This is a genomic window from Ferrovibrio sp., assembly GCF_025869515.1.
GTDB lineage: Bacteria > Pseudomonadota > Alphaproteobacteria > Ferrovibrionales > Ferrovibrionaceae > Ferrovibrio.
The window spans coordinates 1-12,842 of sequence record NZ_JAOZVR010000118.1; the positions used below are offsets into that span (position 1 = coordinate 1).

The 12,842-nt window shown below is 62.2% G+C and carries 13 protein-coding genes; 3 read left to right on the forward strand and 10 right to left on the reverse strand.

Annotation, left to right across the window (positions count from 1 at the left end; translation table 11 throughout):
- Positions 1–1,580 (forward strand): DUF4114 domain-containing protein (locus OJJ21_RS21895; protein WP_297689863.1); only part of this gene is annotated, 1,580 nt, incomplete at its 5' end.
- A gap of 244 nt (positions 1,581–1,824) precedes the next feature.
- On the opposite strand, the gene OJJ21_RS21900 is transcribed toward OJJ21_RS21895, so the two are convergent.
- From OJJ21_RS21900 to OJJ21_RS21925, 6 genes are read right to left on the reverse strand one after another with little or no spacing between them, the layout of a single operon-like run.
- Positions 1,825–2,727, reverse strand: coding sequence for a polysaccharide deacetylase family protein (locus OJJ21_RS21900; protein ID WP_297689865.1), 903 nt, complete (start codon positions 2,725–2,727; stop codon positions 1,825–1,827).
- 1 nt (position 2,728) lies between these two features.
- Positions 2,729–3,538: an ABC transporter permease gene (locus tag OJJ21_RS21905; protein ID WP_297689867.1), complete on the reverse strand. Its 810-nt coding sequence runs from the start codon at positions 3,536–3,538 to the stop codon at positions 2,729–2,731.
- A complete protein-coding gene (locus OJJ21_RS21910; RefSeq protein WP_297689869.1) occupies positions 3,528–4,382 on the reverse strand; it encodes an ABC transporter permease in 855 nt (284 codons plus the stop codon). The genes OJJ21_RS21905 and OJJ21_RS21910 overlap by 11 nt, the downstream gene beginning before the upstream one ends.
- 17 nt (positions 4,383–4,399) lie before the next feature.
- Positions 4,400–5,455, reverse strand: a complete 1,056-nt coding sequence (locus tag OJJ21_RS21915; protein WP_297689871.1) for an ABC transporter substrate-binding protein — start codon at positions 5,453–5,455, stop codon at positions 4,400–4,402.
- Positions 5,456–5,482: 27 nt separating this feature from the next.
- Positions 5,483–6,571: an ABC transporter ATP-binding protein gene (locus OJJ21_RS21920; protein WP_297689873.1), complete on the reverse strand. Its 1,089-nt coding sequence runs from the start codon at positions 6,569–6,571 to the stop codon at positions 5,483–5,485.
- Positions 6,571–6,732 (reverse strand): hypothetical protein, encoded by a 162-nt coding sequence (locus OJJ21_RS21925; RefSeq protein WP_297689875.1) that lies wholly within the window; start codon positions 6,730–6,732, stop codon positions 6,571–6,573. The genes OJJ21_RS21920 and OJJ21_RS21925 overlap by 1 nt, the downstream gene beginning before the upstream one ends.
- A 260-nt stretch (positions 6,733–6,992) precedes the next feature.
- Between OJJ21_RS21925 and OJJ21_RS21930 the strand changes: the two genes are divergently transcribed.
- On the forward strand, positions 6,993–7,685 hold the full coding sequence (locus tag OJJ21_RS21930; RefSeq protein WP_297689877.1) for a GntR family transcriptional regulator: 693 nt from the start codon (positions 6,993–6,995) through the stop codon (positions 7,683–7,685).
- Positions 7,686–8,016: 331 nt separating this feature from the next.
- Here the strand turns inward: OJJ21_RS21930 and OJJ21_RS21935 are convergent, their stop codons facing one another.
- From OJJ21_RS21935 to OJJ21_RS21950, 4 genes are all read right to left on the reverse strand, one after another.
- Positions 8,017–9,048, reverse strand: coding sequence for an alpha/beta hydrolase (locus OJJ21_RS21935; RefSeq protein WP_297689879.1), 1,032 nt, complete (start codon positions 9,046–9,048; stop codon positions 8,017–8,019).
- 74 nt (positions 9,049–9,122) lie between these two features.
- On the reverse strand, positions 9,123–9,248 hold the full coding sequence (locus tag OJJ21_RS21940; protein ID WP_297689881.1) for a hypothetical protein: 126 nt from the start codon (positions 9,246–9,248) through the stop codon (positions 9,123–9,125).
- Positions 9,249–9,284: 36 nt separating this feature from the next.
- On the reverse strand, positions 9,285–10,499 hold the full coding sequence (locus OJJ21_RS21945; protein ID WP_297689883.1) for an NAD(P)/FAD-dependent oxidoreductase: 1,215 nt from the start codon (positions 10,497–10,499) through the stop codon (positions 9,285–9,287).
- Positions 10,500–10,803: 304 nt separating this feature from the next.
- Positions 10,804–11,475, reverse strand: coding sequence for a response regulator transcription factor (locus OJJ21_RS21950; protein ID WP_297689885.1), 672 nt, complete (start codon positions 11,473–11,475; stop codon positions 10,804–10,806).
- A gap of 306 nt (positions 11,476–11,781) precedes the next feature.
- Here OJJ21_RS21950 and OJJ21_RS21955 point away from each other — a divergent pair, with 306 nt between their 5' ends.
- Positions 11,782–12,690 carry an AraC family transcriptional regulator gene (locus OJJ21_RS21955; protein WP_297689887.1) on the forward strand — a complete coding sequence of 303 codons (909 nt, stop codon included), beginning with the start codon at positions 11,782–11,784 and terminating at the stop codon, positions 12,688–12,690.
- Positions 12,691–12,842: the final 152 nt, after the last annotated feature.

Here is a 12,842-nt window from a genome sequence, read left to right on the forward strand (position 1 = left end):
CCGGCAACCAGAGCGTCATCGGCTTCTATGTCATCAATGCCGACGGCAGCTTCGGTCCGGCCCAGCTGGTCTTCCCCAATGCCTCGCAGACCCCGCCGGTGCTCGACCCGGACGATCCGAACAACCCGTCGGACAGCTACACCTCGGTCAGTCTGGGCAACCTGCCGGCCGGCTCAAGCTTCGGCCTGTTCATGATCAGCAACGGGGCAGGCAACAGCACCACGGCTGCGCTGCTGGCGGACGTGTTCAGCAACGATGCCGCCTTCAGCTTCGTCAATGGAGCTAACAGCAGCCAGACCGCTTCCCTCTTTGATACAGTTCCGCCGCAGTTGATGGTGCATGGCCTGTCCTCGGCGCCCTCGACAGGGACGGCGATCAACCAGTCGCTGACGCCGATCTTCCATACCGCCGCCAGCGCTACGGCGCATTTCAACGGCCAGACCATCGATACCCTGGCCCTCAACAGCGACGGCATGCAGCATGTGGCGGCCGGCCAGGGCGAGATCAACGACGGCGCCAATACGCCGGCGCCGGACCGTATCGCTATCGGCTGGGAGGATCTGGCGGCCAGCCAGTCTGCCGATTTCGACTTCAATGATGTGATCCTGCAGGTCGAGGTGGCGGCCGCCACGCTGACCCAGATCAACCCGGCCAATATCGGCGCCGGCGCCAATCTCAGCGTATCCGATGTCGACCAGGGCGATCTCAACGGCGCGGTGTTCCGCATTTCCGGCGGTTATGTCTCGGGCGATACGCTGCAGCTGAGCGGGACTTTCAGCATCGACAGCAATGGGGACATGCTCAACCAGGGCGTCGCCACCGGCATCTCGGTGGTCGGCGGCGGCTTCGGCGGTGATACCAACAACCCGAACGGCCTCAGCTTCACCGGCGCGGCCGATCAGCTGCTCTATGCGCAGCTACTGCAGTCCATCACGTTCGCCAGCAGCAGCGGCATGATCGGGGTCCGCAGCTGCGAGGTCTCGGTCCTAGATGACGGCAATGTCACCAGCAATGTCGCCATCCAGCATGTGGCGGTCGGCGCCAGCAGCGGCCAGAATGCCGTCACCGGCACTGCAGCCAACGACACGCTGAATGGTACCAGCGGCAGCGACTTCCTGTTCGGTGCGGCCGGCAACGACATGCTGAGCGGTGGTGACAGCGACGACATCCTGGCCGGCGGCACCGGGGACGACACCTACATCGTCGCCCGTGGCGACGGCACCGACAGCATCAGCCAGGCCGACATCGCCGATGCCTCGACCAGCACCGATATCCTGCGCTTCTCCACCGGCGTGGCCTTCGACCAGCTGTGGTTCCGGCAGGCCGGCAACGACCTGCGCATCGACGTGATCGGCGAGGCCAGCAGCAGCGTCTACCTGAAGGACTGGTATGGGGACGCAAGCCGCCGCGTCGACAGCATCGAGACGGTGGACGGCAGCCATAGCCTCTCGGCCGCCAATGTCGCCAACCTGGTTTCGGCGATGGCCAGCTTCAGCCCGCCGACGGCCGGCCAGATGACGCTCGTCGCCGCCGGACTGGATGACGATCTGAACGGCGTGCTGGCGGCGAACTGGGCATAGCGATGGCAGTCGAAAGAAATGGCTTAAACTTTCTGTTCCTTGCTATTCGGCAATCTGGTCCGTCCGACTAAGGATGTTAGTGACGCACCCGATATTTCAATCGCTTATGAGACAGTGGCCAGACACCAATGATAATCCCATCCGGCTAAGACCGTTAGTCGGAGAGTCGAATCCGATTTGAAATGTTAGTCGCACTAACATCACCTCAGTACGCTTAAATTTGGCGCCTTCTGCCCGAAATACTTCAGCTATATTGGATGCGGAAATGCTCGGCGATATCTCTTCGCCGCGCGACCCAGATGCGGTCGCCGAGCGCCCGTAGGTCACGCAGGATGGTCTGCACAGCAGCAAATCGTGCCGGCCGGCCGCAGATGCGCAGGTGAAACCCGACCGACAGCATGGATGATTTTTCGGTGCTGGCCTCACCCAGCAGGACATCCAGCGCCGCGCCGACATAGTTGGAAAACTGCTCGGGCTGCACGAAGCCATTGGGATGGAAGAACTTCATGTCGTTGGTATCGAAACCATAAGGCAGCACCAGCATGCGTTGCCCCGATGATAGGGTGTCCCAATAGGGCAGATCGTCGTTCAGCGCATTGGAATCATAGCCGAAGTCCAGCTCGGCCAGCAGCCCCCGGGTCCATGGGCTCTGCCCCCCGCGCGACATGAAACCGACTGGTTGCACACCGGTTGTCGCCGCGATGACGTCACGCGTCCGCACGATATCCAGTCGTTCGCTGTCACTGTCGCGGTAGCGTGAATGCGGCAGCCAGCGCCAGCCATGCACGGCCGGTTCATGGCCGGCCTCCACCACGGCGCGCGCCAGATCGGGCACGCGCTCCACCGTGCGGCCGCACATCATGAAAGTGGCATTGATGCCATGGAACTCGAAGGCATCGAGGAAACGCCAGAGGCCGGCCCGCATGCCGTAATCGAAGACCTGTTCCTGAACCAGGTCTCGCACGCCGGGCGGCTGCACCGACTGCACCTCCCCGAACTGTTCGGTCTCGGTATCGCCCTGCTCGATGGACAGCTCGCCGCCTTCCTCGAAATTGACGACGAGGGAAACGGCGACCCGGGCGCCATTGGGCCAGACGATGGCGGGGCGGTTGCGGCCATAGCCGCGCAGATCACGTTGGATGGTCATGTCAGCGATTCTGGATTTGTCGGCCGAGACCGCCGAACCGCTCGGCAACAATCAGGCCGATCAGCGTGGCGATGACGATGACGCCGGAAACGGCGGCAACACGGACATCGAGACTGCCTTCCAGGATGGCCCAGAGCTTGATTGGCAGCACTTCGGTGCGGGCATCGGCGAGGAACAGGGAAATCGGCACATTGTCAAAAGACGACAGGAACGCGACGAAGCAGCCGGCGACGATGCCGCGCCGGATCAACGGCAGGGTGACGCGGCGGAAAGTATACCAGCGGCTTGCGCCAAGGCTGAGCGAGGCGATGATCAGCGCCGGATTGAGCTGCTGCACGGAAGCGCCGACCATGCGGATCACGAAGGGCACGCAAATGATGGTATGCCCCAGCACGAGGGTCGTCAGCGAGAGGCGTACCGCCAGCATGTTGAACACCAGCAGCAGCGACAGGCCGAAGGCCATGGCCGGCAGCACCATCGGCGACATGAACAGGGCATCGAGCAGGCGGGCCAGCCGGCTTTTGCTGCGCGCGATGCCGAGCGCACCGGCCGTGCCCAAGGTTGCCGAACCGATCGTGGCCATGATGGCGACCTTCAGGCTGGTGATGGCCGGCTGGAGTATCTCGTCGGATTTCAGCAGTTCGAGATACCAGCGTACCGACCAGCTCGGTGGCGGGAATTTCAGCGTGATGCCGCCGGTGAAGGAAATGATCAGCACCACGGCGGTCGGCGCCAGAAGTAGCAGCATGGTGAAGCCGGCCAGCGCACCGATGGCACCGAAATAAAGAGTGTCGCCCGGGCTACGCTGCATCGACGCCTCGCATATAACGGCGCGACAGGGCACCGACGATGCCGACGATGCCGATCACGGCGCCGGTGAAGATCAGCGACAGCGCAGCCGCGAAAGGCCATTCCTGCACGCCCATGGCCTGCTGATAGATATAGACCGGCATCAGGATCATGCGGCCGCCGCCCACCAGGGTCTGCGTGATGAAGGCAGTGGTGGCGGCGGCAAAGACCAGCAACCAGCCGGCCAGCGCGCCCGGCCGGGTCAACGGCAGTATCACGGTGAAGAAGATGCGGAGCTGGCTGGCGCCGAGGCCTTCGGCGGCCCTGGTCAGGTTGCGGTCGACACGCAGCAGGCTGTTGATCACTGGCAGGGCCATCAGCGGCAGTTGTATCTGCGCCAGCGCGATCACGAGACCGTTCCAAGAGTAGAGCAGCCGCGCCGGCTGGTCCCACAGGCCAAGCGCAAGCATGGCCGAGTTGACGATGCCCTCGCGACCGAGAATGACGATCCAGGCAAAGGTGCGCACAACCGTGCTGGTCAGCAGCGGCAGCAGGATCAGGAAGGTGATGACTGTACGCCCGGTCTGCCCGGCCGCTACATAGGCGAGGCCGAGCGGATAGGCTAGCAGCAGGGTCAGCAAGGCAACTTCGGCGCCCAGCAGCAGGGTGTCATACAGCACCCGGAGGTTGAAGCCTTCGGAGAAGAAGCGGACATACTGGTCCGGCCCCATCTCGAGGAACTGCGGCGTGCGGAACAGGCTGAGAAACACCAGGACGACCAACGGCACCACGAAGGTGACGAGAAACAGCATCGCCAGCGGCATCGCCGGCAGCATCTGTTTCATTTCAGGTGAACGCAGCAGCATGATCCGCACGCCGTCGATCAGACTTTCACGTCTTTATTGAAGCGGGTGATCCATTCGCCGCGCAGCTTCTGGAACTTGGTCCAGTCGAGCAGCACGTTGCTGGCCACCAGGTCGTCCACGCTCCTGGCCACCGTGAGGTTGGCGCCGGTCAACGACACTTTCTTGTTGGTCGGCATCATCACCCAGGGTGTGGCTTCCAGCCCCTTCTGCACCTCGGTCGACATCACGGTATCGAGATAGTCGAGGACCAGCTTGGGATTCTGGTTGTTCTTGACGATCTGGGCGCTGGCGCGGATCACCACGGCGCCGGTTTTCGGCTTGGCGAAGGCGATATCCACGCCTTTGGCCGCCAGCAGGGCCACGTTGTTGAAGTAGTTGAAGGCGATGTCGATCTCGCCTTGCTGAAACAGGGCCGCCAGCGCGCCGGGCGACGGCGCGATGGCGCCGACATTGGGCAGCAGCTTTTTCATCGCCTCGAAGGCCGGCTCGATATTGGTTTCGGAACCGCCATGCATCTTGGCGATTTCGACCATGAAGGCGGTGCCGAGGCTGGAGCCCATGCCGGTGATGCCGACGCGGCCCTTGTATTCCGGCTTCCACAGGTCTTCCCAGGAGGTCGGCGGCGTCTTGATCTTCTTCGGGTTGTAGGCGATGCCGATCAGCTGCACCGTCAGTACGGGGGCATAGCCACGCGGATCGCGGAAGGCTTCCGGGATATCGGCATAGCTCTTCGACTTGTCGGCCGGGAATTTCTCCAGGATGTCAGCCTCGATGGCGGGGATCAGCGGGCCTTCATCGAACAGCACCACATCGAAGGGCGGCGCATTGCGCGAAGCCTGGATCTTGCCGATCTGATCGACATTGAGGAGCGGCGAGAAGGTGACGCCACCGCCGCCGCTGGCTTTGGCCAGGGCCGGGCCGACCACGGCCTTGAAGGCTTCATCGAAGCTGCCGGGATAAGTGGTGGCGACGATGGAACCCGCCGCGCGGGCCAGATGCGGGAAGCCGCCCATGGCACCCATTGCCATCGCAGCGGAGCCCATGGTGAGAATCGATCGACGGGTAAATTGCATGGTCCTTTTCCTTCTATCCTGAAGAATTCAAGCGGGGGGACTGGCAGGCAGGGCAAACAGGCCGATGCCGGTGGGATCGGTGATGACAAGGCCGAAGGACGTGCCGGCAGCGACAGGTCTGGAGGCCGGTGAGCGCGTGCGGTGGATCTTCACCGTCTCGCCGCCGGGAAGCGCTGCCTCGATCACATCGGCGGCGCCAAGCGGCAGGGTCAACCGCACGCTTCCCGCCAGCGCCCCGGGCGTCGCCGGGTCGGCCAGCGCGATGTTTTCCGGCCGGATCGAGACCAGCACCGGCGCGCCGACGGGAAGCGACGCGGGTTCGGCCAGTGCAATGGCGATGCCGGCCTGCAGCATCACGCGATCCGGTGCCGTCAGTGTGCCGTTGAGGAAGTTGGCATGGCCGATGAACTGGTTGACGAACAGCGTCGCCGGACGGTCGTAGAGCGCATCGGGCGTGCCGACCTGTTCGATGCGACCGCGGTTCATCACCACGATGCGGTCGGCCATCGACAGCGCCTCCTCCTGGTCATGGGTCACCATGATGGAGGTGACGCCATAGCCTTTCAGCAGGCTCTTGATCTCGATTTGCATGTCGAGGCGCAGGTTCTTGTCCAGCGCCGAGAAGGGTTCGTCCAGCAGCACCAGGCCGGGTTCGATGGCCAGTGCACGGGCAAGCGCGACGCGCTGCTGCTGACCGCCCGACAGTTGGCCGGGCAGGCGGTCGGCGAGATGGCCCATCTTCACCAGGGCCAGCATTTCGGCCACCTTGGCCTTCACGGCGGGTGCCGGCTTTTTGCGTGCCTTCAGGCCATAGGCGACATTCTCGAACACGTTCAGATGCGGGAACAGCGCGTAATTCTGGAACACCATGCCGATGCGGCGACGATTGGCCGGGATATGCTCGACGCGATAGCCATCCAGCAGCACCTCGCCGGTGCTGGGCTGCAGGAAGCCGGCAATGATCTGCAGCAGCGTGGTCTTGCCGCAGCCGGATGGGCCAAGCAGCGCGATCAGTTCGCCCGGTTCGACGCGCAGGGTGATGGCATCCAGCGCCTGGGTGGCGCCGAACCAGTGATGGATGCCGCTGAGCGCCAGGCCATTGCCGCGCATCGCCATCACCAGACCTCCGCTGCAGAAGGCAGGTTTTCAATCTGGCCCTTGATGAAACGGTTGCAGGCGTGCAGGTCTCCATAGATCAGGATGTCGACCGGCTCCGGGACGAAGGTCTTTCCGCCGTCCCATCCGATCAAAGCGCCGCTTGATGCCAGTTTTGCCATGAGCCCCTCGTTAGGGAGCCTGTAGCAATGCATGTGCCACAATATCCGTGTCTCTAAGATGCTGTATTATATATCGTTTTTTATTTAATCAAAGATTGGCGCCAATTTTATGATATTATTGTAATCAATTTTTACAACATATGATGAATAATTAAGCAAGAAGATTGCTTTCAAAAATTGGGCGAATTCAGTAAACAGGCAGCATGAAGCCTGCCAGGAAAGATCGCGATTCTGATGCCACCGGCACCGAGCCGAGGACCATGGATGATGACCCCGTGGTGCAAGGCATCCTCAAGGCGATCAGCCAGAAGCGTCTGAAGCCCGGCACCAAACTGGGCGAAGATGCGCTCGCGCAGGTGTTTGCCACCACACGCATTCATATCCGCCAGGTGCTGGCGCATCTGGCCTCACGCCATATCGTCACGCATTTCCCCAACCGGGGCGCCTTCCTCTATCGGCCCACTGTACAGGAAGCGCGCGATATCTTCGCTGCACGCCGCGTGCTGGAAACCGCCACCGTCAGCACGGTGATCGACAGGCTGGACGACGCGGCGCGCGCCAGACTGCGCCAGCATATCGGGCGCGAGACCGCTGACGACCGCAACGACCGCTGGGCTTCCCTGGCTCTCACTGCCGATTTCCACATCATGATCGCCGAGTTGGCCGGCAATACGGTGCTATTCGATTTTGCCAAGGAACTGATGTTGCGCACCTCGATAGCCATCGCCACTTTTGAAGTGCCCGGCTCGCCGGATTGCTCGCCCGATGCGCATCCCGTCATCGCCGACCTGATCCTGGCCGGCGACAAGGCCGGCGCGCTGGCCGCCATGGAGCGGCATCTTGATGAAATCGAACAGCGCCTGAATCTCGGCGTCACCGCGCCGGACCCGGACGACATCGTCGCCATCTTCCAGGATATCGGCATCGCGCCGGCGAAGCGCGGCGCCGTCTGACGTGACGGACAGGGCGCGCAGGAGCTCAGCCGCTCTTGGAATGGACGACTAGCAGTTTAAGTCAGACCGTCCAAATCATGGTCAGTCCGAATAAGAATGATAGGGGACACTTATATATTTCTGCATCTTACGGCAATGCGGCCGATAGCGAATGTTAGTCCAGTGCGATCCGGAATGTGAGTCGCGCAGCCGAATCCGATTCCCAATGTGAGCCGAACTAACACCAGATGCCGCTGCGCGAATTTTCCGATTTCAGGCGGATCGCATGCGCATGTCCCGCCACTTCTGCCACCCGTCAGATGATCTTGCCGGTGCAGAGCGTTTTGTCCGCTTACATCTTTGCGACATCCAGGATCGCGCGAGCGAAGGCCTGCGGCGCTTCCTGCGGCAGGTTATGACCGATGCCGCCGCGCACCAGGCGATGCTCATATTTTCCGACGAACTTGTTTGCATAGGCCGCCGGATCCGGGTGCGGCGCGCCGTTGGCATCGCCCTCCATGGAGATGGACGGCACCCTGATCACCGGCGCTGCCGCCAGCTGACGTTCCAGCGCGTCATACTGGCGTTCGCCATCGACCAAAGCGAGCCGCCAACGATAATTGTGGATGACGACAGCGACGTGATCCAGGTTATCGAAGGCGGCAGCCGACCGCGCATAGGTCGCTTCATCGAAGTTCCACTGCGGAGACGCCAGCTGCCAGATGAGCTTGTTGAATTCGTAGCGGTTCTGAGCGTAGCCGGCGCGGCCACGCTCGGTGGTGAAGTAGAACTGGTACCACCATTGCAGCTCGGCCCGGGGCGGCAGCGGCATCCGGCTACCCTCCTGGCTGCCGATCAGATAGCCGCTGACCGCGACGAGGCCCTTACAGCGTTCAGGCCACATCACCGCGATGATATCCGCAGTCCGGCCGCCCCAGTCGTATCCGCCGATGAGCGCGGTCGGAATCCTGAGCGCATCCATCAGCGCGATGATGTCGAGCGCCAGCGCCGCCGGCTGACCGTTACGCTGTGTCGAGTCGGACAGGAACTTTGTGCCGCCGTATCCACGCAGGTAAGGGATGATGACCCGGTAGCCCGCCCGCACCAGTTCCGGCGCCACGTCGATATAGCTGTAGATATCGTAAGGCCAGCCATGGAGCAGGATGACCGGATACCCGTTCTCCGGACCGACATCCACATAGCTCGTGCTCAGCACGCCCGTGTTGATCCGCTTCAGTTCGCCGAAGACATTCATGGCGCCGGAGCCGGCACTGGACTGCGCGCGAGCCGGTATGAATGGCACCTGGCTCGCCCCGGCAACCGCGAGGGTTCCGGCTGCGGCACCGAGGAATTGACGGCGATTCTGATGGGACTGGTTTGACATGACGGTCTCCACTGGATGCCTGGAAAGGACGGGCGATGCGTCCCGACTGCAACAGCCTGCCTTGATCCGGGGGATCAGCCCTGGCGCAGACTGTCCTTGCGCCGGCGCCGTGGCCGCGGACGACCAAGCGGGTTTCCTGCCAGCGTGACGGGCTTGTGTTGCTTGTAGTTCATCAGCAGGGCAACGAGTTTGCGTAGCATGACGCCTCCTGGGCGGAAGAATTCCAACCTGGCCACTCAGCCAACATCGGTGACGCGTGACGGCTCTGCTGAGGCCAGCGCCGCCGTGCGTTCGGCCTTGGGCGGGTAGATCCAGACCGTGTTGATCTCGCGCTTGGTCGCCTTGGCGACCTCGCCGATCATCTCGACCTTGCGGTCCCAGCCGCGCGTGAAGAGGGCGCCGGCACTGCCCAGATCCAGGCAGGTGACATAACCCTTCTGGTGATACGGGGTGGCGGAAACGCCGAGTAGTTCTGCGGCGGCATTGTTGCCGGCGAAAGCGCCCATCCGCGTGGCGTGCTGGCAGGACATCAGCGCGAAGTTGCCGTCGTCGTCGCAGACCGCTTTGGCGGAATCGCCGGTGGCGAACACGCCTGCCAGGCCGGGGACGCGAAGCTCGCGGTCCACGATCAGGCGACCGAAATTGTCGCGTTCGGCGGCAAACTTCTGGGTCAGCGGATTGGCACGGATGCCGGCCGCCCAGATCACGGTGGCGGCGGCGATCTCGCTGCCATCGGACAGCTTCACGCCAGTTCTGGTCAGCTCGGCGACGCCAAGCTTCATGTGCATTTCAATACCCAGATCCTTCAGCGCCTTTTCGATGATGGGTCGGGGACCGGCGCCCATGTCCGGCGCGATGGCGTCGGAACGGTCGACGATGAGGACGCGCATTTTCGCCTTCGGTCCGAAGATTTCCTTCAGACGCGTCGGCAGCTCGGTGGCGGCCTCAATGCCGGTGAAACCGCCGCCGGCGACCACCACGGTGCTGCGGGCCTCTGACTCCGGCTGCTTCGCCAGCTTGTGAAGATGCTTGTCCAGCGCGACGGCGTCTTCGAGGCTGTCGACGCTGAAGCCGAATTCGGCCAGACCCGGCACCGGCGGACGGAACAGCTGGCTGCCCGTCGCCAGCACCACCCGGTCGTAGTGGATGGTGAAGCGGTCTTCCGGATGGCCGGCCGCCTCGACAATATGCCTGTCGGTATCCACGTCCGTCACATAGCCCTGGATATAGGCGACATCGACGGCCTTGAGCACATCGAGCAGCGGGGCAGACATGGCCTCAGGCTTCGCCTCATACAGGCGCGGCCGGATCACCAGCGCGGGCCGCGGTGCGATCAGCGCGATCTCCAGCTGGTCGGGCGTCACGCCCTTCAGGTCACGCAGGCGGGCGGCCGACAGTGCCGCATACATGCCGGCAAAGCCAGCTCCGATGATCAGAAGTCGCTTTTGCATTCCAAATCTCCGCTCATGTGTGGTCGGGGCGCTTCGCTCCGATGATCGCCCCGGACATGCACGGCCTCTGAGGCCGGCTCGGTGGAGCCAGGCGAGAGTGCCCTGCAGCGGCTTTGTCGTGTATTATGCGCGAAGGTCACGGACTGCCGCTGATCGTTAGGTCAGGCTATGCTTTGGCATAAGTCCGTGCGGCGCGATCAGATCCTGTCACCGAGGTGACTGCCTGCCGGTGCAACGCACAGCGGCGGATCGCATCGCTCTGGAGCCGCAGCCACCTGCCGGTCTTATCCGGCTTTCGGCTGAGTTAGTTCACTCCGCGATCGCGAGTGGTCTGCGGGATCGCTTCCCAGGCCCGAACCGCATCGCCGATGGATGTCACCCGCATCTTTCTCATTGTGTTGGCGCGGTGCAGTTTAACGGTGATCTCGCTGATCCCGAGGTCATAGGCGATCTGCTTGCTGACCTGCCCGTTCGCCACACCACGGAAGACCTGGCGTTCGCGTGGCGTCAGGCTATTGAACCGGTCGACGTGGATTTTTGTCACCTGCGCCGCGCTGCGATTTTCCACATCGCGCGCAATGCCGATCATCACGGCATCGAGCAGCGTCTGGTCGCGAACCGGTTTGGTCAGGAAATCGATGGCGCCGGCCTTCATGGCCTGCACTGACATCGAGATGTCGCCATGTCCCGTCAGAAAGACCACAGGCTTATCGATGCCGGTAGAGGCCAACTGGCAGTGGAAATCCAGACCACTGATCCCCGGAAGGCGAACATCCAGCACGATACAGCCAGGACGTTCGCACAGAGGCATCTTTGCCAGTTCTTGCGCTGAACTGAAGCACGCCGCCTCCAGCCCGACCGATTCCATCAGCTCCTTCAGTGCCATACGAACATCGTCGTCGTCATCGACAATAATGACGAGCGGCCGCTCGAGCATTCCCGCAGTCTTTTGCGAGGTTGTCAGAATCTGATTCATAACCATCCCCGATCGTCAGCCACGCCGCCCCGGCAGCTCAATTTTTGGGTGGGGCCGTAGCCCCGCTGGCGGTGATTTCACAGTATCGGAGCTCTGCTGTCGCCGAAATCTTGTTTCACTTCGTGGCTTTATGAGCGGTTTAGATATCGAACGATCATTTTATACAATTCTTGCCAGGCTGGCCGGGGTATGGCGAACCATAGGTTGTCGCGGCGACTCGGAGCGTAATAGTTTCGCTGCATACAGGCAAATGGCGGGACTACACCGCTGATTCTGGAATTCCGGCCGGAAAGGAGCGCGGCCCTTATGATGCAGCCCGGCGTATATGGGGAAGCTTTGGGGAAAGTGCTCCGTTCGGACATTGCACCTGTCCTGGTGAATCGCTCGCTGCGCAAGTCCGAGATCGCGATCACCGAGGTCCGTTCGGATATGCCCGAGACCGGCTTGTCCGGCTCCATGCCCGCCGATGATGCCTACATGATCAGCCTGAAGCTGAAAGACTATCCCGACTGCGAGGGATGGGCCGAACGGAAGGTAAAGAAATTCGATGTCTTCGCCGGCGCAACGTATATCTACGATCTGAAGACTGACCCGCGCTACGTCATCAACAAGGCCTATCATTCGATCTTCTTCTATGTGCCGCTCAGCGCACTGAATGCCGTGGCCGAGCAATCGAACGCCATGCGGATACATCACCTATACTGCCCGCTCGGCGAGGCCTTCGACGACCCGGTGATACGGCATCTCGGCATGTCGCTGCTGGACGCGGTTCGCCGGCCGGATCAGGCCAACCAGCTGTTCGTCGACCATGTGACCATGGCGATTGCCCTGCATGCGGCAACCGCTTACGGCGGGCTGCAACCCATCGGAAATCTCGCCAAGGGTGGCCTGACCCAACGCCAGCTCAAGCGGGTTTGCGACTACATCGACGCAAATCTGGACGGCGCCACAACCCTGCAAACACTGGCTACGGAATGCGGCCTGTCGTCCAGCCATTTCGCGCGCGCTTTCCGTCACTCGACCGGAATGTCGCCGCATCAGTGGCTGTTGCGGCGGCGCGTCGAAACGGCGAAAGCCCTGATGCAGGTACACACCCTGACGCTTGCCGAGGTGGCGGTAACCTCCGGCTTTACCGATGCGAGCCATCTCAGCCGGGTCTTTAAGGCTGTCACAGGTGTAAACCCGGGCGCATGGCGCCGCACTCTGCCGATCTAGACACGACTGAAACTCTCCGTCCGCGGCAGCATGGATAGGGCGCACCATACCTGAGCCCTAGTGCTCCTTACGAAAGGCGACGGCAGGCTAGACCGGCGTGCAATTCCGGAAACCTGCCTGCACTGACACACTCCGACCGAGCAGTTCATTCA

Excerpts from the sequence above, each read along its gene's own strand:
- OJJ21_RS21920 (WP_297689873.1), bottom strand. The coding sequence starts at position 6,571 with ATGGCGATGCGCGGCAATGGCCTGGCGCTCAGCGGCATCCATCACTGG.
- OJJ21_RS21945 (WP_297689883.1), bottom strand. The coding sequence starts at position 10,499 with ATGCAAAAGCGACTTCTGATCATCGGAGCTGGCTTTGCCGGCATGTAT.
- OJJ21_RS21915 (WP_297689871.1), bottom strand. The coding sequence starts at position 5,455 with ATGCAATTTACCCGTCGATCGATTCTCACCATGGGCTCCGCTGCGATG.
- OJJ21_RS21935 (WP_297689879.1), bottom strand. The coding sequence starts at position 9,048 with ATGTCAAACCAGTCCCATCAGAATCGCCGTCAATTCCTCGGTGCCGCA.
- OJJ21_RS21900 (WP_297689865.1), bottom strand. The coding sequence starts at position 2,727 with ATGACCATCCAACGTGATCTGCGCGGCTATGGCCGCAACCGCCCCGCC.
- OJJ21_RS21955 (WP_297689887.1), top strand. The coding sequence starts at position 11,782 with ATGATGCAGCCCGGCGTATATGGGGAAGCTTTGGGGAAAGTGCTCCGT.
- OJJ21_RS21905 (WP_297689867.1), bottom strand. The coding sequence starts at position 3,538 with ATGCAGCGTAGCCCGGGCGACACTCTTTATTTCGGTGCCATCGGTGCG.
- OJJ21_RS21940 (WP_297689881.1), bottom strand. The coding sequence starts at position 9,248 with ATGCTACGCAAACTCGTTGCCCTGCTGATGAACTACAAGCAACACAAG.
- OJJ21_RS21910 (WP_297689869.1), bottom strand. The coding sequence starts at position 4,382 with ATGCTGCTGCGTTCACCTGAAATGAAACAGATGCTGCCGGCGATGCCG.
- OJJ21_RS21950 (WP_297689885.1), bottom strand. The coding sequence starts at position 11,475 with ATGAATCAGATTCTGACAACCTCGCAAAAGACTGCGGGAATGCTCGAG.
- OJJ21_RS21925 (WP_297689875.1), bottom strand. The coding sequence starts at position 6,732 with ATGGCAAAACTGGCATCAAGCGGCGCTTTGATCGGATGGGACGGCGGA.
- OJJ21_RS21930 (WP_297689877.1), top strand. The coding sequence starts at position 6,993 with ATGGATGATGACCCCGTGGTGCAAGGCATCCTCAAGGCGATCAGCCAG.